This window comes from Fulvitalea axinellae (assembly GCF_036492835.1).
GTDB lineage: Bacteria > Bacteroidota > Bacteroidia > Cytophagales > Cyclobacteriaceae > Fulvitalea > Fulvitalea axinellae.
On record NZ_AP025314.1, the window covers coordinates 2,802,153 to 2,824,942 of the forward strand.

Below are 22,790 nucleotides of genomic sequence, written 5' to 3' on the forward strand. Positions count from 1 at the left end.
GCTCCCCGATTTGGGGAGCCTACATTAAACAATCCGAGTCTTTTATTGATTTTAACTTAGGAAAACTGACCTTATTCTAATTCTTCATGCTTAAACGGCAGTTTGAGCATCTTTCTTGGTCATGCCTAAGGATATGAAAAAACTCTTACCCATACTCCTAATCGCTTTCGCCCTTTTTACTTCCGAGAAAGCTTACGCCCAGATCAAAGCGCTAGACAAAGTCGAGAAGAAGCTTTATAAAGGCGTAAAGCAGATTTCGAAAAGGAAGAAGAAAAACAAAAAGCTGGAAAAGACTTTTGACAAGCTTACCGGCAAAAAGGGTTCGGCCAAAGCCGTGACTTCCAGCGACTCAACACAAAACGGAGTAGACATTATAGTGGACCATCCCGCTCCTGTCGGGCAATATAAAGACGTTTATACTTTTGTTAACGGAAAAAAATCGATCCGATTCAATAATATAAACCCCGAAACAGACAGTGTATTTTGGAACGAGCAGACCAACACATATTATAAAATCAGAAAGGATATTAGGGTAAAACGCCCCGGCTTCAAATCCGTGATCTGGTACCCATATTGGCAAGGCGAAAACTTCAATAATATCAATCTGAATCTAATCACCGATATACTTTTCTATTCATATAACATCGATCCGTACACAGGCCTGCCGAACGAACCACAAGCCATCTCTGATTGGAAAAAAACAGCGTTGGTCGATACGGCCAACACTTTCGGCATACGGAGTCTACTAACCGCCACAAGCTACTCACAGGAAGGAAACACCGCCTTTCTACTCAACCCATACGCCCAAGAAACCTTTATCGACTCGGTAGTACACACGGTAATGTCAAAAAACGGGGCTGGCATCAACATAGACTTTCACCCTATACCGGACAAACATTACGATGCGTTTACAGGCTTTGTACTTAAACTCGCCGCCGAAATGGACAAAGCCGGTGATCTACAATTATACCTCACCGTCCCTGCAAACGGCGACGAGAATTTCGATGTTTCGGACCTGAACAAATACGTTGACTGCTTTCTGATTGTCAACCATCCTGAGGATGATTATTCATACTCGAATAATCAACATATTTCACCTCCTTTCCCCCTTCATTCCGGAAAGGGGAATGTTCACAGCATGAATTCGGCGCTTAACTTCTACGCAAACAAAGGTATTTCCCCAAACAAAACGATATTCAACGTTTATGACTACGCTATGGTCTGGGAAATGAAAAACCGGAAAAATTTCCGAGGCTCCTTCGTCGAATATTCTCCTTTCGAAAATATGGAACTCAATTTCCCAAACAGAAAACGAGAGGCGGTTTATGACCCGGAATACGCCAGCAACTACCTGCTAAGCGGTGACAAAGTTTATTGGTTTGAGGACGAACGATCGCTCAAAGAGAAAATTGATTGGGCAATTGATTACAATACTGGAGGTTTAGCTTTTTGGTCAATCGTAGACAAAAGAGTGCATGAACCGTTCTGGAGAGCGATCAGCCAGAATATTGCCCAAGATTCTGTTGTGGCGATAAGTCCAATCTCTTCCAAACCGAAGTTCACCTATACGATGGCTCACCGTATCGTAAAATACGAACCGGTTATTACCATAGCTTTGATGATCGTGTTTTTCGCATTAATAATCGGTGCGGCGCTTTCGCTTTTGGATTGGAGAGTTCAGGAACAGTTCTTCCAAAAGAAACTATACAGATACGTTTACATCTTCATTGTACTGGCAAGTGTCACTACATTTTTCCTACTGAACGACGGCATTGACAATGGAATGGTGGCTTTGGTCATCGGGATATTCTTGGGTGGCGTCGCGTTCTTCTTAATTCATGGCCTTACAAGCTCGCATCGGGGGAAGTTGCCCTGACCAAAAAAATATAAGGCATAAAAAAAGCCGGCTCACACCGGCTTTTTCATATTTGAGGCTCTTTAATTATTTAAGGCCAAGTTTCTTACGGATGTTCTTTGGAATCGCATCCTTATGAATCATGATATCCATGGTCTTGTATTTGACAAAATTCTCAGACGCATAGAAATATCCTCCACATTCGTTTGACTCATCGCCCCACGAGTTTTTAACGATGTAAAATTTCTTGCCGTCCTGATCTTTGGCCAAGCCAGTGATGTGCATTCCGTGGTCGTCTGTCGTACGGTAATCATCAAAAGCTTTTTGTCTCATCTCCTGAGTGATTTTCAATTCCGGAATCACATTATCCCACATCTTCTCTTTTTCTTTCTTAGACATGGCATCGAAATCTGGCACTACAGCCAAACCGTTCTTGTGCGAAAATCCTTTTTCACTCACGTCAGCGGCCCAAGCGATAGTGTAGCCTTCTTCGATAGCGTTTTCCATAACCGCCATAAACTCGTCTATCGGCAGGTTATAAACCTCGTCCCAAGCCCAGTTATCCGGCACTTCGATGATGAATTTCGAATAGAACGGGTGATGCGTGTAAGATGTCAATTCAACGTAATCGTCAGGATTCAATCCAGATTCCTTGGCGTATGACTCAGGAGTGTACTCTTTTCCGTCAACTTCAAACGTTTTTGGAGCTTCGCCCAAGTAAGCGTCCAATGTAGACGAAATAGCCGGTTTCCACGAATCCGTCAGGCGACGGCTCTTATTTTTCACTACGGCCTTAACCATTCCGAGGAGAACTTCGTCCATCTCGCCGTGATTATGCTTGTCAAAACCATAGTTCAAACCACCGTAAACCGACTCTGGCACCATACCGTGGTCGCGGATTACGTTACGAACGTCGTGAAATGCGCCACCAGGTCCGTAGTTCAAAAAGCCGTTCATGCGGACATATCTGTCAGACTTGTCCATGTAAGTATTTCTTACAACGAACATTTCCGAAAGGTGGTAATCCCCTTTGCCCATTCTGGCCAATTCCGACTCAAAAAACGAAAGAGAAGAAAAGCTCCAGCAAGTACCGGTCCTATTCTGATTCTGCACAGCGTGCGCATCGTTATTTTTCAGGATCGTAAATGTGTAAGCTCCATCCTTTTTATTCTTAACAGTTTTCTGCGCACTTGCTGTACCGAATGCAAAAAGCGCTACCGCCATCATCATCAGGCGACTCAGGTGATTATTTATCATACTAAATACCTTTTTAGACTTAAACCTGCGCAAAATAACTAGATCCACATTAATTTCCCTCGCCGGAACAACAAATTTGCGTATACCCAAACCCACCGAAAAAAAGAAAGCCCGCACAACCAAAACACGATGCGGAACAAAACAGAGGCGTTTTCTCTTGTGAAAATGTACATTTCCCCCACTGGCATGAAGCGTATCTTAACCCTGTCCATAACCGTTTTGCTCGTATTCACCTTAGGACATTTAGCCTCTTCACACTTTACGACCAAAGCCGAAAAAGCGTTAATATTCGGCACTAGCGTTTTGGCCGTTGTCTGTGTGTTTTATTTTGAAAAAAGAATTTTTGGGAAAAATAAAACGGGCGAAACACTCCCCGACAACTGGCAAGCCTTTATTTCCGAAAAAAACTGCTATTACAGAAATTTAAACCAAGACGACAAAGAGACCTTTAAAGACAAAATGTCAGGGTTTCTAAACACAACAAAAATTACCGGTATCGATACGATCGTGCACCCCGAAGACCGTTTGCTAATAGCTTCTTTCGCCGTAATTCCGATATTAAAGGTCGATTGGAACTATCAGAACCTACACGAGATCCTTTTGTACCCAAACTCTTTCGATTCAGATTTCAACACTTCACATTTCGCTGGTGATTCTCCGGAAATCCTAGGAATGGTAGGCGAAGGAAGCCTAGAAAACACGATGATCATCAGCAAACCAGATCTTTGGCGTTTTTCATGGGACGGAGCGAGCCCACACAATGTCGTGATTCACGAGTGCGCCCACCTTATCGATAAATTTGACGGGCAAACCGACGGTGACCCGATTTTACTTTTCGATGCAAAAACAAAGAAAGGCTGGGATTTGCAGGTCAGTAAAATTTCAGAGGAAATGAGGCGAAAAGAAACGATCATTGATCCATACGCCTTGGAAAACAACGCCGAATTTTTCGCCGTAATCAGCGAGCATTTTTTTATGGCTCCGAATAGTCTTGCCCAACATTACCCTGAACTTTACAAGCTTCTCAAGTTAATGTATGGTCAAGACCCCAAAGCCATCCTTTCCTCTGAAAGGCATTAATTATTTGCTGAACAAACGCTCTATCCAAGATTTCTCTCTCGAAAATTCGAATTCGGCCTCGCTATGGGCTTCTTCTTCTGCCGTCAAGGTTGACCATACTTGGCTCCAGCCAGGAAAACCACCCAAATTCCGATCGTCAATAAACAAATCGGCGAGCACTTTTCTGCTTTCCCGTTCTTTTAGCCTTTCTCCGGGATAGCTCTCGTTTACCGCATAAAACTCCAAGCCATTGGCCAGACAAAACTCAACAGCCTTATCCAACGATTCATCTGAACGGGCGGTCCACAAAATCAATTTGTGTCCCCGATCCTGCAACCCCGCCATCGTTTCGAAGGCGAAAGGCATAGGTTTCCCTATCTTAGGGTAACGGTCTTCCACTATGGTACCGTCAAAGTCGATTGCGATTTTCATAACTGCTTAGAAAAATAACACTTCACACAAAGGTCGTAGCACTCCTTTGGTTACACAAATTAAACTACGATTATTTACATAATTTTTATGTAACCAAATGATTTCAAACAACCACCAACATTCACCAAAAAATTACCACAGGAGCAAAACGATTCCAACCTGAACACCTATTTCACTCCTGCGACACCATAACCAGACATAAACAGTGACGAATCTATGTCCGAAAAACACGGAGACTTAATACCATTTCACGTATTCCAGGTATCTTCCAGAGACCTTAGCCATATTAGCGATCTCTTCCTCCGAAAGTTTTTTCACTTTTTTAGCCGGAATTCCAGCATAAACACAACCAGGCTCCACTTGTGTTCCGGCCAAAACAATAGCTCCAGCGGCAATCACACTTCCCGATTCCACCACAGCGCCATCCATTACAACAGAGTTCATTCCTATAAGGACCTTGTCCTTAAGCTCACAGCCGTGCACTACAGCGCCGTGGCCAATCGTCACGTCATTGCCGATAACCGTTTCGTGCTTTTGGTAAGTGCAGTGAATAACAGCGTTGTCCTGCACGTTAGTCCTGTCTCCTATCTTGATGCTGTTTACATCCCCACGGATTACGGCACCGTACCAAACGCTACAGTTATCACCCATTACGACATCACCAGCTACCACGGCCGTCTCGGCCAACCAGCAATCTTTGCCCATTTTCGGGTCCATTCCCTTAACGCTCCTCACTAAAGCCATACTACTGTCTTCTAAATCAAAAATCCATCGGCCACGGTTCTATTTCGCGAAGTACCGCACACCGATACGTAAACGTTCATTATACGAATTCAATATAGTAAACTTAAAATGAGAAATCACGAGGCAATAATTATATTCGCGACCGGTTCGGTAATCAACAACACCCACAGAAAGGCCCGCAGGGATGGATAAAGCCAGAAAAAAACAACATTTCGATACGAGTTTAGACATAAGGCAGCTACTCAGCTGGGCGAATGGCTACGCCCATGTGGCTTATCTAAACCCGAATTCCATCGACTATCCGCACGGACCGTTCCCCCACTTGCTGGCTGTTGGCGCAAATGACATTATAACCTCCGGTACCTCTCCATTCTTCGAGAAAACAAAAAGCGGAATCGAAAACTCAAAAGAGTGGTGGTTTGGCTATTTCGGTTATGATCTCAAAAACGAAATAGAGAATCTCTACAGCCAAAATCCGAGTTTTATCGATTTCCCAGAAGGGATGTTTTTTTGCCCGGAAACTTTAATCACCTTTACTGAAAACGGTCTTGAAATCAGTTCCTTCCGGGCGCCCAAGGAAATCTTCGAAGAAATAAAAAAAACAACGGCAACAGCCGAAAAAGAACTATCCTGTGGAGTGCTTCTACCCCGTTTTTCAAAAAAAGAGTACTTGGAAACGGTTAAAAAGCTACAGGACCATATCGTTGAAGGTGATATTTACGAAATCAATTTGTGCCAAGAATTCACAGCAACGGGTAACGTACAGAATCCGGTAAACTTTTATCTCAAACTAAATGAAAAATCGCCCGCACCATTTTCGGCTTGGTTAAAAATCGGGAAGAAACATCTTCTCTGCGCAAGTCCGGAAAGGTTTATTAAGAAAAAAGGCGACAAACTTATTTCTCAGCCGATAAAAGGAACAATAAGGAGAGGTGAAGACGATAAAGAGGATCAAGAGCTCAAGAGCCTACTTTTCAACGACCCAAAAGAAAGGGCCGAAAACCTGATGATTGTGGATTTGGTCAGAAACGACCTTGCCCGCAGTTCCGTTTACGGGTCGGTTGTTCCGGAAGAAATTTTCGGTATCTATGGCTTCCGGCAGGTAAACCAAATGATCTCCACCGTCACGTCCCAATTGCGCCCCGGTTTTAGCCCTATCGAAGCCATCCGAAATGCCTTTCCGATGGGAAGTATGACCGGAGCTCCTAAAATTAGGATGATGGAACTTGCCGAGCATTACGAAAAAAGCAAACGCGGATTATACTCCGGAGCCGTAGGTTTTTTTGATCCAGAAATGGATTTCGATTTCAATGTAGTAATCCGCAGTATTTTCCTTGACGAAAAATCCGGACGGCTTTCTTTTCAAGTTGGGGGCGCCATCACCATCGATTCTATTCCGGAAAAAGAATACGAAGAATGTATGCTCAAAGCTTCTGCGATATTAAGCGTTTTGGGCATTTCCAATTAACCATCGGAAGAAAAATCAGCCTATTCGAGACACCCTTGGTTTCTTATTCGGTTTCTGAAAAAAATAAATGAGCGCATAGTCATCTTTCATGTTTATTTCATGATTGAATAAGCGTATTTTTAGATAAAAACATCTTTTTGATTTTCCATTTTTTGGCTATTTTGGAGTTGCATTAACCCAAAATAAATAAACCATGAACATTTCCACACTCGATCAATTGCTCGACAAACTGTGGAGCGATTACATCACCCTTAATCCCCACGCTCTCGAAATCCACAATATTTTTGTGGAAAGGGACGAGGACGTAATCAACGATCACATCGCTTTCCGGACTTTCAACCACCCTTCGGTCTGTGTTGACGTTCTGGCCAAGCCTTTCCTCGCATCTGGATACGTTGAGTCCGGGAACTACGACTTTCCGTCCAAAAAACTGAATGCCAAACACTTCGAGCACCCCGACAAGACAAAGCCGAAAATCTTCATCAGCGAACTTCGCCTTGAAGACTTTGACGCCGAGCTCAACGAGATCGTTAACCGCATGCTTAGCCAAGTTCCGGAAAACGCCTCTGACAATTTCGCGTTCTGCGTTTCGGGAAGGCCTTGGACCGTTACGCTCGACGAATATGAGAAGTTGCTCGAAAAAAGCGAATACGCCGCTTGGCTTTCTGTTTTTGGTTTCCGAGCGAATCATTTCACCGTTTTGGCCAATGAACTCAACAGCCTCGACAATATGACGGACCTAAACGCCCTTGTTCGCGAGAACGGTTTCCTCCTTAACGAAAGTGGCGGTGCCATTAAGGGAAGCAAGGACCAAATGCTTGAACAGTCTTCGACCTTGGCGGGGAAAGTAGACGTAACTTTCGATTGCGAAAACACGAAAAAAATCCCGGCTTGCTATTATGAGTTCGCAATGAGATACCCTAAAAAGGACGGCGAGCTATTCCAAGGTTTCATAGCCAAATCGGCCGACAAAATCTTCGAAAGTACGAACCAAAGAAAATCTTAAAGGCAAAGTAACACTCCAAACTTTGTGAAAAATCAGAGGCTATCCGCAGAACGGATAGCCTCTTGTCGTTTATAGTTAATATTAACGGATCACCACCTTCGTGTTTCTTCCATTCTTTCGTGGCCTTTAGCCATCTTACTCAACTCTTTTGCGTCCTTATTTTCTTGGTCCATAAACGCTTTTAACGCTTCCGGATCATTCCTTTTTCTGAACGCTTCCAAAGCCGGATCTTCCATCTCTACCATCCATTTTTCCAAAGCTTTCTCGAATCGTTCTTTTTCTTGCTTATAAAGCGGATCATTGGCCAAGTTTTTCAAGGCGTCAGGATCGTTTTTCAGATCATAAAACTCCTCCACTACCCTATTTTCGAAAAGCTTGACTCTAGTGGCAACTTCAGGAAGCGAATCGGCGGCGGCACGCATGGCTTTAAACGTTCGGCCATGTTGGGACTCGTTCTTAAAAGCCAATTTACCGTCGGACCACGGGCTGAAAATATAGCCGAAATTTCCGTCCTGAACGCAACGCATAGTGAATCTTCTGCGCGCGGAAGTCTCGTTAAATTGAGTGTAAACGAACTCTCTTCCCTCTTGCTTATCGCCCTCCAACAAAGGCAAGAAACTGTGCCCGTCCATCGACGACGGCTCCGGGAGACCAACGGCGTCCAATACCGTCGCCATATAATCAACTCCCGAAATTCCGTGGTCCGAATCCGAAGTTCCCGCTTTCACCACACCCGGCCAACGCACGATCCACGGTGTTCGAGTGCTGTTCAGGTAACAGTTTGTTTTGGCGAACGGAAAGGCCATTCCGTTATCGGAAAGGAACATCACCAACGTATTGTCGGCCATTCCCGATTCCTCCAAAGCGTCAAGAATTCTCCCGACTGTTTCATCCAATCGGTGAACGGACGTGTAATATTCCGCCATCTCAAGCCTTACCTGCTGAAGGTCTGGCAGAAAATCCGGAACGTTCACCTCTTCGGGCTTATAAACCCTAGATGGTTTCCGGGGAACTTTTCCGTTCCAATATTTGCCGTTAATCGCCCACTGTTCCTGGTCGCTCAAGGCGAATGGCCTGTGCGGATCATGCGAATTAGCCATTAGGAAAAACGGCTTGCCCGCTTCTTTAGACTTGTTCAGAAAGGTTAGACATTCCTCATAGTACCTTTCCGGATCTCGTCCAAGTCCCAAACTTCCGAAACCGTCCAACTGAACATCCCACTGAATATCGGATTTTGGGGATGAATGGTGCATTTTCCCCAACAAACCGATAGCGTAACCTCCTTTTTGCAATTCTTCAGGCAAAGTCGGGAGGTCGGGAATATTCGTTTTATGGAATCCGGGAATTCCGTTTCTGTGCGGATATTTCCCCGTCATCAATACGCCACGGCTCGGCTGACAAACGGCGATAGTCACATGGGCATCGTTGAAAACTTTTCCTTGAGACGCCAAGCGGTCAAGGTTGGGCGTAATATCGTCTATTTTTGATCCGAAAGCCCCAACGGAATTATAGTTCAGATCATCTGCCGTGATCAGTAAGATATTGAGCGGTTTTTTATCCGTTTTGCCACATGAAAGCAAAAAAAGTCCCGTGAGGCCCGCCAGAGCGTTCACGGTTATTCTTCTCCAAAACTTTTTCATCGTAAAAATATTTTTGCGTTGGAATCCCTGATTATTTCCTCAGTTCCAAATACTTTAAATGGTTACTTTTCTTAGGATCAAAATCAGGGTTGTCTACTGGCATTTGCGCCTTGACTTCTTTCCTCCAATCATTAAGCATAACTTTCAGTTCGGCCGTTTTTTCCGGGTTCGAAGCCGAAAGGTCATGCGTTTCCTCCAAGTCATTGGCCAGGTTATAAAGTTCGGTCGTTCCGTCTTCGTAAATCTCGACCAATTTCCAATCTCCCGACCTTACCGCTCCATAAGGCACAGCTCCTTGGTAATGGTAATGCGGATAATGCCAGAAAACGGGGCGATCGTCATCGGTCTTTCCTTTTATCAAAGTCTTGCGAAGGCTCTGCCCGTCCATTGCCTTGAACTCCGGCTTATATTTTTTCTTCAAACCCAAGAAATCAAGCACTGTCGGCTTTACGTCCATCGTCATTGCCACTTGGTCCGTCGTTTTTCCCGACGGCACTTCGCCTTTCCAAGTCACGAACATCGGAACGCGCACGCTTCCTTCATACATGTCGCCTTTGCCTGACCTCAACCCGAGGTTGTTGGTTGTCGGTGTATGATTCGGGTTTCTGTGAAGCTGATAACGGTTGACCAACCCGCCGTTGTCGCTGGTAAAAACGATCAATGTGTTTTCGTAAAGGCCATTTTGCTTCAGGTATTCGACCAAGCGCCCGACATTCTGGTCCATGGCCTCCACCATTGCGGCGTAAATCGGATGTCTTTGAGGCATTTCCGGCTTGGCAACCCGCTTGTATTTCTCCACCAAATCCTTTTTGCCCTGCAAAGGAGTATGAACGGCGTAAAAAGCGAAATGCAGGAAAAACGGCTTCTCTTTATTTTCACCGATAAGTTTAATCGCCTCATCGGTCAACCTGTCGGTCAGGTGTTCGCCTTTCGGGCCGTCCTTTAGCCTAGGGTTATCATAAGGCGAAAAATATCCGCCTTTTGGAGCTCCTCTTGACCAACCTCCCACATTATGGTCGAAGCCGTGGTATTCTGGCCAGTCGGTTTCGTCCTCGCCCAAATGCCATTTGCCTACGTGCATGGTCGTGTAGCCTTCGTCTTTCAGGATTTCCGCAACGGTTTTTTCCTTTGGATCAAGTTTCATCGTCCAGTCCGGAACTTGCTTGGCAGAGTGTTTCGCCAAATACGAATGCCCTTGGATCCAATCGGTCAAATGTAATCTTGCCGGGTATTTCCCAGTCATCATCGAGGCTCTCGAAGGCGAACAAACCGTACAGTTTGCGTAAGCGTTCGTAAAACGAACCCCGTCTTCGGCTAAGGCGTCGATGTTCGGCGTCTCGTAAAATTTGCTTCCGAAACATCCCAAATCGGTCCAACCCATATCATCGACAAACAAAACGACGACATTCGGTTTCCTTAATTTTTTTCCTTTGCCCTGCGCTTGCGCCACTAAGCAAAAGGCGAAAATGGCAAGCGCTATCTTTCTATAAAAATCAATCATAACATCAAAAGTGCGTGGTTTCCTACAAATATTATTTGTCTGAATTCCTTTCCATTTCAAAAATGTTCTTGATGAGATTATTCTTGTGCTTATGGGACATAGTAACCCGTTTACGAACATCCATATACATAATCGGACTGACTTTACCCATTCATTGACCCAACATAAGGGATAATTCCGGAAATATGACAGCTATTATTTTTAGTGGATAATTTCACAAAAACTAAAACGTCAAAATAATTGTCGTAAATTGTTTCTGCCGTGAAAGAGCTCAGGAAAATCATCCATATCGACATGGACGCGTTTTACGCCTCTATTGAACAACGGGACAACCCCGCTTTGAGAGGAAAGCCTATCGGCGTGGGCGGCACATCACGGCGCGGAGTGTTGGCCACTGCCAGTTACGAGGCTCGGCAATTTGGGGTTCGTTCCGCCATGCCCAATGGATTAGCGCTGAAAAAATGCCCTCACCTAATCCTTGTCAAATCCCGTTTTGATGTCTACAAAAGGGTTTCCGCACAAATAAGGGAGATTTTCCATCGCTACACGGACTTGGTGGAACCTCTTTCGCTCGACGAGGCCTACCTCGACGTAACCGAACCGAAACAAGGCCCGCCTTCGGCGACTCTGCTTGCGGAACAAATCAGAAAAGAGGTCTTCGAGACCACTCAACTGACTTGCTCCGCCGGAGTATCGTACAATAAGTTCATCGCCAAAACCGCTTCCGACTTCAACAAACCCGACGGAATCACGGTGGTTTTGCCCGACCAAGCCCAAGAGTTCCTCGAAAAACTTCCAATCGCTAAATTTCATGGCATTGGAAAGGTCACCGCCGAACGTATGCGAGCGCTCGGTATACACTCAGGCGCCGATTTGGCCAAAGCCGACCTTCCCACACTTCGGCTACACTTCGGAAAAGCCGGAAAGTTTTTCTATAATATCGTTCGCGGTATCGACGATCGCCCTGTAATTTCGTCGCGTGAACGAAAATCCATTGGAGCGGAGAGGACTTTCGAAGAAAACATTTCCGATTTAGGCGAAATGGGCGCACGGCTGGATGATATTGTGAAAGAAGTTTCCCGAAGAGCCGAAAAATCAATGTCAGCAGGAAAAACAGTCACGCTGAAAATTAAGTTCAGTGACTTTGTCCAAATCACTCGGAGCAAAACCCTCCCCAACCCCGTCCGCTCTTACGAAGACCTGCTTCCGGTAATCAAGGAATTATTACAGCAAGCCCCTTTACGTGACCGGGAAGTGCGTTTGCTGGGCGCAAGCCTTTCCAACCTCAAAAAACCCGAAGAACTGGAAGGACAACAAATCAAAATCCCATTTCCGGATCTTTAAATCCTTCAAAAGAAAAATAACTACCGACCTACATTTCCAGTTTAGCTAGGGATAGGCTCTATAAAGTCCAAAGCGATATTTTCTCCTAGCCAAAACAGAATGTTTGATCCCCACAGAAAACAAGTGCGCACAACCCAAGATTCCCGGCTCTCTGGAGCTTCGGGAACAGGTTCGAGCACGTTTTCTGACCGACGGACTTTCATTCGAGGACAAGCCCAAATTGCGCAATTGCTTGGAGAACGCCACCCTAATCCGGCTCCGCCAATACAGGCTTTAATGTCTCCTCTGTCGTTTTTGGAAAGAACTCGCTACGGAAAAAGGCACAAACAGCGGGAAATCCTTGCGATTGATCTCGCTTTGGAAGCCTACCGGCAAATAATGGCGAGAAGAAATACCGATACCATCGCCAACGTTTATCGCAGATTCCAAATTCTCGAAAACTTGGAAAGCATTCTGCTCAGTTGGCACAAACAAAACCCGATTAAGGGTTCGGGAAAAAACCTGCCCGTCTATATCCAGGCCTTCTTTGAACTTTGGGACGAGGTAGAAGAGGAATTCGAAATACTCGTCGGAATTTGCATAGATAAAGACTACCCTATTTGGGTACCTGAAAGGACAAATAAGTTTGCGTTAAATCAGTTTGACGGAGACGATGATTTTGTTATAGCCCAAGACGATGAGGAAACATTAGAGGAGTATCGCCAAGACATCCGTGATATGTGGCAAACACTAGTATCCGGTTCAGGCAATATCAAGTTTCAGAACGGAGGACCTCCAGCACCTGCCAGAACTTCGGCCACTCCGGATTTAACTCCAGCGACGGCCCAAGACACTCCACAACTTCCGGATCATAAATTCGCTGAATTCAGAAAGCACAAATTGGCTCAGTTCGCCAAAATGCTTTATTCGAAAACCGGAAAAAGACTGCTTGAGAAAGCTCTGGAAAATCCTGACGCCAATAGCGAAATAACTATTGTGCCTGGCAGAGAAGACTTCCCGAGTCCGAAGATTTCCAGAATCCCACGCCTTCAGGAACACCGTCCGCCCCAACTGGAAGATGATGAAGACGAAAACCATGGCTGTGGAGGCAGACTCTGCAATGCTTTTCGCAGAAGACGCCGTCCGAGACGTCCAGTCAAGTTCGATAGCCTTGACGACGCAATGGCTGATTGGCAAGAGGAAGTCTCGCCTATCAAAGTGAAATTCCCAGGGAGCAAATCTAAAATGACATCTGTCTTGGTCCGGGATCAGCACTGGGACACAGAAAAAAGAGCGGGCAACCTCACTTTGCGTCCACAATATCTCGAAATGGCCGATATAATGGCAGAATCGTTGGCCTCAAGACATGGCGCTCACACAGACGCCGAAACTTCACGAAAATCCGGATTAAAAGTGGAAAACATGCTCCGGTCCGAGTCCGGATTTCCGCTCAGGCTAGTGGAACCGGCTGACCAAGCAGGGAAAATAGACACTGGTACAATTGTAAACGTCCACAACCTTCGAGACGCCCAAACCGCCCGCGACTTGAATAGGTTTGCTCGCCACGTTTACGAAATACGGGATGACGAAGTACTTGACGATATCGACGATTTTGATGTTGCCAGATCTTTGGAATACAGTTACGCCGCCGACCATGGTCCGGGTCAAAGGAGAGTCCCCCAACCACCTCCACAAGCAACTGGTGGCGGAAAAGGTAAGGGAAAAGGAAAAGGCAAGAAAAAAGAGGAACCTTCAGGCGCCACACCTGGTCCAACAACCACTTCGCCCACAACCAGCTCTCCTACCGGACGGACTCGCTCAGGGCACGTCTCCGCCACAATGGATGAAGCCGGTTTGGATCCGTCACAGGTTCCACAACTCAACGAAGGACAACTACAAGTCGATCGCGGTTTCGAGCCAAATAAGGTTAGGGAAGTATATGCGACCGCACTTGGCGCTGGAGACACTTTTTCACTCAGAGACACCACAAGGAACAATTATGTACTAAAAATATTCGATGACCCGGATATCGCCAAGAACCAAGATGTAGCTACACAAATAATCAGAATTTTACAGTCTGGAAATATCACAGTGCCCCGTACAGAGTTTGTAGGCGTTAGGGATGAAAAACATAAGGGTGTTGGGAACTTAGCCCTGAGGCACAGCAACAGGGGCGCCGCCGGAGTAAGTCTCACCGCAAAGACTCATGGTCAAGGAAACACATATCTCGTAATGCACAAGCTCCCGGGGTCCCATCAAGTGACTTCCAGACGAAGGGGACTTCATACGGTCACCACTCTCACCGATTTTTCAAGGAAAATGGGAGAACTGACCGCTTATGATCTCCTTATGGGAAATACTGACAGGCTTTCCATTGATGCGACACTCAATAATGTACTTTTCGACCCTGAACATCAAAACTTGGGGGCAATCGATCAGCAGATCGACAACTTGGGTTTAGTGCCATTACGAAATGTATTTGATCCTAACCGACCACAATTAGACGACTTTGAGGAAGAAGAGGAACGAGAACAACCGGCCGAAAGGGGCGACGACTTCAGGTTCTTGGTTGATCGATTCTATGGAGAATTCTCCACTACAGGACAAACGAGCCTTTCCGCCCGGGTCGAAGCTTCGTTGCGCACCAACTCAGGGGCGAAAGGTTTTGACCGCCGACAATTTGACTTAGGTTTTATGGAAGGCCTTTTACACCTTGTCACCAACAACACTACTCTCAGAGAGCAAATCACCGCTATTGAAGCTGGTCGAGCCGGTACTAGAGGGGATGTTCAATGGATGTTACGAAACTGGGACCACCTCCTTGACAAGTTCGGACAACCCACACTAGCCGAACTCCGCCAGCATGTCCAAAACCCTCCGAGAGCGCCTAGACGCCGACGCTGAGTATAATCAACCACTAATCCATATCACAATGAAAAGATATTTTCAAAAATTCGATCGAATACTGGGCTTTTATCACCCTAGCCATTAATTTTACTTTTTAAAGAAAAAACAATCATTTTTAAAGCATTATTTTCTTGCCATGAAAAAGGCCTTGATCACTGGTGTTACCGGCCAAGACGGCGCATATCTTGCCGAATTCTTACTCAAAAAAGGATACGAAGTACACGGCATCAAGCGTAGAAGCTCGCTCTTCAATACCGATAGGATCGATCATCTCTACCAAGACCCGCACGAGAAGAATCTCAATTTCATTCTTCACTACGGCGACCTGACAGATTCCACCAACATTATCCGGATCATTCAGGAGGTACAGCCTGACGAGATATATAACTTGGGCGCAATGTCGCACGTTAAGGTAAGCTTCGACTCACCGGAATACACCGCCGACGTGGACGGAATGGGAACTCTCAGAATTCTCGAGGCTGTCCGGATTCTAGGCCTTGAAAAGAAAACCAGAATCTACCAGGCCTCCACTTCGGAGCTTTACGGAAAGGTTCAGGAAATTCCGCAAAAGGAAACTACGCCATTCTACCCTCGCTCACCATACGCTGTTGCAAAAATGTACGGTTTCTGGATTACGGTAAACTATCGCGAGGCTTATGACATGTTCGCCGTAAACGGTATCCTCTTCAACCATGAGTCCCCATTACGTGGAGAAACTTTCGTAACACGAAAAATCACCCGCGCCACGTCAAGAATAGCCCTCGGCCTCCAAGACACTATGTTCCTCGGCAACCTCGACGCCAAACGCGACTGGGGTCATGCCAAAGACTACGTTCAAGCCATGTGGCTCATGCTCCAGGTCGACACTCCTGAAGACTACGTTATCGCTTCTGGAATCACCACTACGGTCCGCGATTTCGCCAGAATGGCATTTGCCGAACTCGGTATTGAGCTGGAATTCAAAGGCGAAGGCGTAAACGAAATCGGTTATGTGAAGAAATGTACTGGCGAGTTCAAACTTCCCGAAGGCCAAGAAGTAATAAAAGTGGATCCTCGTTACTTCCGCCCTACCGAAGTGGAACTTCTGATCGGCGATCCGACAAAAGCGAAGACACAGCTGGGTTGGGAACTCGAATATGATCTTCCAGCATTGGTGAAAGATATGGTTCTTTCTGATTTGGAACTCTTCAAGCGTGATCAATACTTGATCGAAGGAGGTCACAAGGTTAATAACTATTTCGAATAATCCCACTCGGTAACAAAATCACAACCGCAATGAGAAAACATTCGAAAATATACGTTGCCGGACATCGTGGCATGGTCGGGTCGGCTATTGTCAGGGCTTTAGAAAGCGCTGGTTTTGACAATATCATCACCAGAACTTCCAGCGAACTGGACCTTAGGGACCAAAGCGCTGTCGCTAAATTTTTTGCAGAAGAAAAACCCGAATTCGTTTTTCTGGCCGCCGCAAAAGTTGGTGGCATTCACGCAAATAACACTTACAGAGCCGACTTTATTTACGACAACCTCATGATCGAGGCAAACGTAATCCACCAAAGTCACGCTCATGGAGTGGAAAAGCTTCTTTCGCTCGGTTCGTCTTGCATTTACCCGAAATTCGCAGAGCAACCTATTAAGGAAGAATACCTGCTCACCGGCGAATTGGAACCGACAAACGAGCCTTACGCTATCGCAAAAATCGCCGGCATCAAGCTCTGCGACGCTTACCGCGACCAATACGAAAGCAACTTCATCTCGGCGATGCCTACCAACCTTTACGGTCCTAACGACAACTACGACCTGAACAATTCGCACGTGTTGCCGGCCTTGATCCGTAAATTCCACGAAGCGAAAGTCAACAATCTCCCTTTCGTGGAAATTTGGGGAACGGGGTCGCCAAAACGCGAGTTCCTCCACGTCGATGATCTGGCTCAAGCATGCCTTTTCCTTATGGAAGAGCATAACGAAGGTGGATGGGTCAATGTCGGTACCGGTCAGGACATCTCGATAAAAGACTTGGCCCTCACAGTCAAAGAAGTTGTCGGTTACGAAGGCGAACTCAATTTCGACGAGACAAAACCGGACGGAACCCCTCGCAAGCTTATGGACGTATCCAAACTCCATAATATGGGATTCAGCCATAAAATCGGCTTAAAAGACGGCATCACTGCCGTATATAAAGATTTTACGGAAAACGTTTTCCCGAAACTCTGAGGATCTCCGCCGGTATAAAAATATGCCCACCCGACACGAAACCCGCAAAGAGAAACCTTTTGCGGGTTTCTTTTTCTACCTCTTCTTCCTATTTTTCCGTATTAGCCGTTTATCGGACCACCCGGCCACAAAACGGCAACGGATAATTCTTTAACCAACCTTTAGCATGATTCAAAAATCCAGGCTCTTTCTACAAGCCCTTGCCCTACTGATCTTCTTTGCGGTATCGGCCAATGCGCAGAAAAAAGACCTCACCATCGATGACGCCGTCATCGGACAATGGTTTAACTTGGCCCCCGAGCGGGTTGACCAGCTTCAATGGGTAAAAGGCTCGTCCTCTTATTCCTTCGTCAAAGACAATGAGTTGATGGTTTCGGCCCGAAAAGGCGAACCCACCGCAATCGCTTCCCTCGACGACATTAAAGCCTCTAACTCCAATCTTTCTGGACAAAAGAGGTTCCCTGCTATTACATGGGAAAACCCGAAAAGCTTTTCTTTCAAAACCGCATCAGGGTATTTCAGCTATAACACCGAATCGAAAAAGGCCGAAAAGCTTATCGCTTCGGAAAAAGGTGGCGAAAACCAAGATTTCAGCCCGAAAGCGAAACGCTTGGCTTATACTATCGAAAATAACCTCTTCGTAAATGACAACGGCAACATCAAAGCCCTTTCTGACGAAGACAACAAGGCCATCGTTTACGGAAAAGTCGTTCATAGAAACGAATTCGGCGTACACAAAGGTACATTTTGGTCGCCAGAAGGCAACCTCCTCGCCTTCTACCGCAATGACCAGACTCAGGTAACCGATTACCCGATCACGAATATCCACACTCGTCCCGCTACAAACGACGCCATCAAATACCCGATGGCCGGCATGAAAAACGAGAAAGTGACTTTGGCCATTCACGATTTCCGTTCCGGAAAAACCGTTTACCTCAAAACTGGCGACAAAGACCAATACTTGACAAACGTACAGTGGAGTCCGGACGAGAAATACGTTTATATCGCCATTCTTAACCGCGACCAAAACCACTTGGCAATGAACCGCTACAATGTAGCGACAGGCGAGCTCGAAGCCACTCTTTTCGAAGAGAACGCCGAAAAATATATCCAGCCTTTGCACCCGATCATGTTCTTGCCTAAAAATTCGAACGAATTTCTTTGGGAAAGCGAGCGTGACGGATTCACTCACCTTTACCGTTACAACACCGAAGGAAAACTCCTTAACCAAGTAACGAAAGGTCCTTGGGCCGTAACCGACATCATCGGTTTTGACAAAGCCGGACGCAAAATCGTAGTGGTAGGAACCGACAATCTCGGTCTTGACCGCCAAGTATACATTGCGGACGTTCGCACTGGAAAACAGCGTAAGATTACGACTCGCAGCGGTAATTATTCCGTAAAACTCAACAAAACCACAAATCAGCTTATCGCCGATTTCAGTTCGGTTGAAACTCCGCATGACATCGACGTTATCAGCCTCTACGGCAAGCAGACGAAAAACATCCTGAAAGCGAAAAACCCGCTTGCGGATTATAACGTCAGCCCTATCGAGATTTTCCAGATCAAAGCAGACGACGGCACTCCTTTGAACTGCCGTATGATTAAACCCGCTAACTTCGACGAGTCTAAGCAGTACCCGGTACTCGTTTACGTGTACGGCGGACCTAACGCTCAGCTGATTCGCAACCGCTGGAACGGAGGCATCTCACTTTGGATGCAGTATATGGCGCAAAAAGGCTATATTATCTTCACTATGGACAGCCGTGGATCCGAGAACCGCGGACGCGAGTTTGAGCAAGTGACTTTCCGTCGTCTTGGCGAGATTGAGATCAAGGACCAACTCAAAGGAGTTGACTACCTCAAATCTCAGCCTTATGTGGACGGCGATCGCCTTGGAGTTTTTGGCTGGAGCTACGGCGGATTCATGACCACTTCCCTGATGGTCAAATCCCCAGGCACTTTCAAAGTGGGTGTGGCCGGCGGTCCAGTAATCGATTGGAGTTATTATGAGATCATGTACACTGAACGTTACATGGACACTCCTCAGCAAAACCCGGAAGGATATGCGCAAGCCAGCCTTCTTGATAAAACGAAAAACCTCAACGGTGATCTTCTGATGATCCACGGCCTTGAGGACGACGTTGTGGTTATCCAGCACAGCTTAATGTTTATCGAAAACTGCGTGAAAAACAGCAAGCAAATGGATTACTTCGTTTACCCAGGGCACAAACATAACGTTCGCGGATACGACAGAATCCACCTTATGCAAAAAGTACTTGATTACGTCGATGACAAACTCAACGACTGAATCTGATAAAACCAAACTCAAAGCCCGGCCTTCTAGTCGGGCTTTTTTTAAACCGTACTCTGTCACATATGTCGCAAGCCTAGCTCATAAGCTTAAAAAACTCCGAGCGACTCGTTTTAGCGATTCGGACGTCGATTTTTTGGGTGCCTGCTTCCAATATTTTGTTATTTTTACGTGTGGCGAACTCTGCCGTTTTTCAATCATCAGGATTGTTTAATATATGCGCTCCAATTCTAAAATATTTATATACTTTATCCTGTCCCTCATCTCAACCTCTGTTTGGGGGCAATCTTTCCGGTTTCGAAACCTCACTGTGGAGGCTGACATGGCGGAAAAGCATGTTCGCCAAATAACCCAAGATCCGGCCGGAAATATCTGGATGATCACTAACTCGACCGTAATCCGACATGACGGGCAGGCTCTAAAAAGCCTAAAAATCGCTACACTATCGCAATGGGATAATCTGAAAAGTATTTGCGCCACACCTAAAGGAGACATTTATATTGGCGGGCAAAAAGGCCTCCGCCTTGTCTCTCCTGAGCTGGATTCTGCAACTTTTATCCGACCGAGATTCAATGTAGAATCCGTAGTATTTACCGACAGCTCTACACTCTGGACTGTATCACTGGGTTCTATTTATCGATTGGAAACGCACTCGCCGGACAAGATAGAAAAGATACAACCACCGGAATATTCAGGTGCTCCAGTGACGTTCAACAAAGTCGTGCTCAACGCTGGGAAATTATACGCCCTAAGCGACAAAGGGATCTACACGATCGATCGCAAAGCGAATACGCTTCATCCTCTGTTTTATTTCGGATCGACTGTAACCGACGCCATTTTCGAGAAAGACAGGGTCTGGTTCGGAACCGAATTCTTGGGACTCGGCCTTTACGACAAAAAATCGGGACAAATTTCCCTGTTTAACCAAGAAACTGACAATCCGCAATCAATCAGTTCCGATGAAATCATGGCTTTGACCAAAGACGTTTTCGGAAATATCTGGATTGGAACCCGCTCCGCCGGGCTCAACTTGGTAAGGGAAGAGGATGGAAAAATAAAATTCCGACGTTTCCTCAGCGATTCACAAGGCCCCACCGTAACCGAAAATGACACACGGAGCCTTTACGCTGACAAAAACGGGACAGTTTGGTCAGGCACATTCGGCAATGGCGTCGATGTCATTGAGCTATACCCAGATTATATCACCGGGCTTTCTACTGAAGTGGCGGAAACCGGTTGGTTCGGAAACCGCGGCGTTTCATGTATTTCGCCTTCAGGCGACGATATCTGGATTTCCTCTGGCACTTCAGGTGGAGGGTTCTTCAAGTTTTCCACTAAAGATTCCTCAAGAGAATTTTTCGATCCCAAAAAAAGCAACCTTTCGTACCCATACCTGAACAGTATCCTAGACGACGGCCAAGGAAAGATTTGGATAGTTCCGCATGACCGCACAATCAATATTTTTGATCCTAAAACCGGTAAATACGAGCATTACAGACCTCAAGACAGCAAGTCTTCGCCTCAAAGTAATTTCAATTCGTTCACTATCGACAAACGAGGGGATATTTGGTTCTCACTCCCCGGAAACGGCCTCTACAGGTTCCCTAAAGGAGATGACTGGCGAAAACCAACGATTTATACCGCAGGAAACGGTAGCCGAGGCCCATCCTCAAATCATGCCCACCCTATCTTCACGGACAAAACGGGTAAAGTTTGGTTCAGGTCACCGGCAGGAGTCGAAATTTATGATCCATCAAGGAGGCGTTTCTCCCAAATGGGGAAAGGCAAAGGCATTTCAGTCAATATATCCGCTGGTCGTACCGCTCCCGACAGTAGCATATGGTTGCTCGGGAGGCAATTCTTATTCGAATATGATGAGGTAGGAAAAAGATTCGAGAAACGAACAGTACCCTTCCACAACAGAATCTTATGGCGGGGAATGAACATCGACCCGAAAGGTAGGATTTGGCTCAATTCATTTAAGGAAATCGTTTGCTACAACCCAAAAGACAGCACTGTTTTCAACTTGGGAAAACACCCTGACCTGAAAGGCATCAAACTGAATATCGACGTTTTGACTTTTCATCAAGGAAAAGTATATGCCGGATCAGAAAATCAAGGGGTTATAGTTTTCCCTCTTTCCATTGCGGACAAATTTGACAAAAAGCCAAACATCCGGTTCCGCAATATTTCGACAAGCCAAAACGAAAAATATACGCTGAAAGACGATGAGAAAGCCACCACGCTGGAAATCGAGGCCAAGTCAAAGCTAACAAGCGTCAATCTGGATCTGTATATCCCTGGCGAATATCGTAGCGAAGCCATCTCCTACTTTTACACTTCGTTGGCCGACACAACTGAGCATCTAATCGACGACGGTAAATTAAGCCTTAATAATTTGCCATACGGCAATACGGAAATCGCATTGGGTGCTTTCTCACCATTTGGTCACGGTTCGAAAGCTACACAGAAACTGACGATCGTAGTTCTTAAACCGATCGGTTATATCTATTACATTTCCGGGGGCATCATTTTGGCGATAATCGTTGTAGGAATCTGGTTTTATTCGCAAAAAAGAAAAACGCCAAATACGGAAACCGAACCCGATACGGAAAAGCAAACGGCGGAAACCCTTGCCAAAGGGAAAAAGGACCTTGAATTCCTAGCCACGGTCGACCGGATCACCAAAGCAAACCTCTCGGACCCTGACTTCAAGATTGACACATTGCTGAAAGCAACCGGAATGAGCCGAACAAGCTTTTTTGTGAAGATCAAACAGGTCACCAACCAATCCGGTTCGGAATATATAAAGGATATCCGATTCGGAAAAGCCAAGGAATTACTTGAACAAGGCGACATGAACGTATCGGAAGTGGCCTATGCCGTAGGCTTTTCGGACCCGAGATATTTTAGCAAAGTTTTCAAAAAACACTTCGGCGCTTCGCCATCGGAATATTCCAGAAGGCAAAAACCCAATGCAGTCGCACAAAAAGAACACCGTGAATAGTACTATACTATGAATGCCGACAAGCGTTCAAAAGTACAATTATTCAACACGAAATAGGCTAAT

General features: G+C 45.9%; 15 protein-coding genes. 10 read left to right on the forward strand and 5 right to left on the reverse strand.

The genetic code is table 11. From position 1 onward, the window contains the following. Window positions 1-133 precede the first annotated feature (133 nt). Window positions 134-1,876 carry a glycosyl hydrolase family 18 protein gene (locus tag AABK39_RS10610; protein WP_338391323.1) on the forward strand — a complete coding sequence of 581 codons (1,743 nt, stop codon included), beginning with the start codon at window positions 134-136 and terminating at the stop codon, window positions 1,874-1,876. Between the two features lie 66 nt (window positions 1,877-1,942). Here the strand turns inward: AABK39_RS10610 and AABK39_RS10615 are convergent, their stop codons facing one another. Continuing rightward, window positions 1,943-3,112 carry a C1 family peptidase gene (locus tag AABK39_RS10615; protein ID WP_338391324.1) on the reverse strand — a complete coding sequence of 390 codons (1,170 nt, stop codon included), beginning with the start codon at window positions 3,110-3,112 and terminating at the stop codon, window positions 1,943-1,945. 129 nt (window positions 3,113-3,241) lie between these two features. Here AABK39_RS10615 and AABK39_RS10620 point away from each other — a divergent pair, with 129 nt between their 5' ends. Then, window positions 3,242-4,192, forward strand: coding sequence for a M90 family metallopeptidase (locus tag AABK39_RS10620; protein ID WP_338391325.1), 951 nt, complete (start codon window positions 3,242-3,244; stop codon window positions 4,190-4,192). On the opposite strand, the gene AABK39_RS10625 is transcribed toward AABK39_RS10620, so the two are convergent. Both AABK39_RS10625 and AABK39_RS10630 read right to left on the reverse strand, forming a co-directional pair. Continuing rightward, a complete protein-coding gene (locus AABK39_RS10625) occupies window positions 4,193-4,603 on the reverse strand; it encodes a BT0820 family HAD-type phosphatase (protein WP_338391326.1) in 411 nt (136 codons plus the stop codon). A 237-nt stretch (window positions 4,604-4,840) separates the two neighbouring features. Further along, the gene (locus tag AABK39_RS10630) at window positions 4,841-5,347 is read right to left on the reverse strand and encodes a gamma carbonic anhydrase family protein (protein ID WP_338391327.1); all 507 of its coding nucleotides are present in this window, start codon (window positions 5,345-5,347) and stop codon (window positions 4,841-4,843) included. Between the two features lie 184 nt (window positions 5,348-5,531). Here AABK39_RS10630 and AABK39_RS10635 point away from each other — a divergent pair, with 184 nt between their 5' ends. Together AABK39_RS10635 and AABK39_RS10640 are read left to right on the forward strand one after the other, a co-directional pair. Further along, window positions 5,532-6,815: an anthranilate synthase component I family protein gene (locus AABK39_RS10635; protein ID WP_338391328.1), complete on the forward strand. Its 1,284-nt coding sequence runs from the start codon at window positions 5,532-5,534 to the stop codon at window positions 6,813-6,815. A 193-nt stretch (window positions 6,816-7,008) separates the two neighbouring features. After that, on the forward strand, window positions 7,009-7,821 hold the full coding sequence (locus AABK39_RS10640; protein ID WP_338391329.1) for a DUF1338 domain-containing protein: 813 nt from the start codon (window positions 7,009-7,011) through the stop codon (window positions 7,819-7,821). Between the two features lie 89 nt (window positions 7,822-7,910). Here AABK39_RS10640 and AABK39_RS10645 read toward each other — a convergent pair whose 3' ends face one another. Then, window positions 7,911-9,461 (reverse strand): sulfatase-like hydrolase/transferase, encoded by a 1,551-nt coding sequence (locus AABK39_RS10645; RefSeq protein ID WP_338391330.1) that lies wholly within the window; start codon window positions 9,459-9,461, stop codon window positions 7,911-7,913. A gap of 31 nt (window positions 9,462-9,492) precedes the next feature. Then, window positions 9,493-10,962 carry a sulfatase gene (locus AABK39_RS10650; protein WP_338391331.1) on the reverse strand — a complete coding sequence of 490 codons (1,470 nt, stop codon included), beginning with the start codon at window positions 10,960-10,962 and terminating at the stop codon, window positions 9,493-9,495. A 261-nt stretch (window positions 10,963-11,223) separates the two neighbouring features. Here AABK39_RS10650 and dinB point away from each other — a divergent pair, with 261 nt between their 5' ends. The 6 genes from dinB (at window position 11,224) to AABK39_RS10680 (ending at window position 22,727) form a co-directional block, all read left to right on the forward strand. After that, window positions 11,224-12,306, forward strand: coding sequence for a DNA polymerase IV (dinB, locus tag AABK39_RS10655; RefSeq protein ID WP_338391332.1), 1,083 nt, complete (start codon window positions 11,224-11,226; stop codon window positions 12,304-12,306). Window positions 12,307-12,405: 99 nt separating this feature from the next. Continuing rightward, window positions 12,406-15,189 carry a hypothetical protein gene (locus AABK39_RS10660; protein WP_338391333.1) on the forward strand — a complete coding sequence of 928 codons (2,784 nt, stop codon included), beginning with the start codon at window positions 12,406-12,408 and terminating at the stop codon, window positions 15,187-15,189. 139 nt (window positions 15,190-15,328) lie between these two features. Continuing rightward, window positions 15,329-16,438 carry a GDP-mannose 4,6-dehydratase gene (gene gmd / locus AABK39_RS10665; protein WP_338391334.1) on the forward strand — a complete coding sequence of 370 codons (1,110 nt, stop codon included), beginning with the start codon at window positions 15,329-15,331 and terminating at the stop codon, window positions 16,436-16,438. Window positions 16,439-16,467: 29 nt separating this feature from the next. Then, a complete protein-coding gene (gene fcl / locus AABK39_RS10670) occupies window positions 16,468-17,406 on the forward strand; it encodes a GDP-L-fucose synthase (protein WP_338391335.1) in 939 nt (312 codons plus the stop codon). Between the two features lie 166 nt (window positions 17,407-17,572). After that, complete coding sequence (locus AABK39_RS10675; protein WP_338391336.1) at window positions 17,573-19,717, forward strand: S9 family peptidase; 2,145 nt, start codon at window positions 17,573-17,575, stop codon at window positions 19,715-19,717. Window positions 19,718-20,042: 325 nt separating this feature from the next. Continuing rightward, on the forward strand, window positions 20,043-22,727 hold the full coding sequence (locus AABK39_RS10680; protein ID WP_338391337.1) for a helix-turn-helix domain-containing protein: 2,685 nt from the start codon (window positions 20,043-20,045) through the stop codon (window positions 22,725-22,727). Window positions 22,728-22,790 lie beyond the last annotated feature (63 nt).

Bases quoted from the DNA above. Each gene is read 5' to 3' on its own strand.
- AABK39_RS10620 (WP_338391325.1), top strand. From the start codon at position 3,242: ATGCGGAACAAAACAGAGGCGTTTTCTCTTGTGAAAATGTACATTTCC.
- AABK39_RS10675 (WP_338391336.1), top strand. From the start codon at position 17,573: ATGATTCAAAAATCCAGGCTCTTTCTACAAGCCCTTGCCCTACTGATC.
- gmd (WP_338391334.1), top strand. From the start codon at position 15,329: ATGAAAAAGGCCTTGATCACTGGTGTTACCGGCCAAGACGGCGCATAT.
- AABK39_RS10640 (WP_338391329.1), top strand. From the start codon at position 7,009: ATGAACATTTCCACACTCGATCAATTGCTCGACAAACTGTGGAGCGAT.
- fcl (WP_338391335.1), top strand. From the start codon at position 16,468: ATGAGAAAACATTCGAAAATATACGTTGCCGGACATCGTGGCATGGTC.
- AABK39_RS10660 (WP_338391333.1), top strand. From the start codon at position 12,406: ATGTTTGATCCCCACAGAAAACAAGTGCGCACAACCCAAGATTCCCGG.
- AABK39_RS10680 (WP_338391337.1), top strand. From the start codon at position 20,043: ATGGCGGAAAAGCATGTTCGCCAAATAACCCAAGATCCGGCCGGAAAT.
- AABK39_RS10630 (WP_338391327.1), bottom strand. From the start codon at position 5,347: ATGGCTTTAGTGAGGAGCGTTAAGGGAATGGACCCGAAAATGGGCAAA.
- AABK39_RS10645 (WP_338391330.1), bottom strand. From the start codon at position 9,461: ATGAAAAAGTTTTGGAGAAGAATAACCGTGAACGCTCTGGCGGGCCTC.
- AABK39_RS10610 (WP_338391323.1), top strand. From the start codon at position 134: ATGAAAAAACTCTTACCCATACTCCTAATCGCTTTCGCCCTTTTTACT.
- AABK39_RS10615 (WP_338391324.1), bottom strand. From the start codon at position 3,112: ATGATAAATAATCACCTGAGTCGCCTGATGATGATGGCGGTAGCGCTT.
- AABK39_RS10625 (WP_338391326.1), bottom strand. From the start codon at position 4,603: ATGAAAATCGCAATCGACTTTGACGGTACCATAGTGGAAGACCGTTAC.
- AABK39_RS10635 (WP_338391328.1), top strand. From the start codon at position 5,532: ATGGATAAAGCCAGAAAAAAACAACATTTCGATACGAGTTTAGACATA.
- AABK39_RS10650 (WP_338391331.1), bottom strand. From the start codon at position 10,962: ATGATTGATTTTTATAGAAAGATAGCGCTTGCCATTTTCGCCTTTTGC.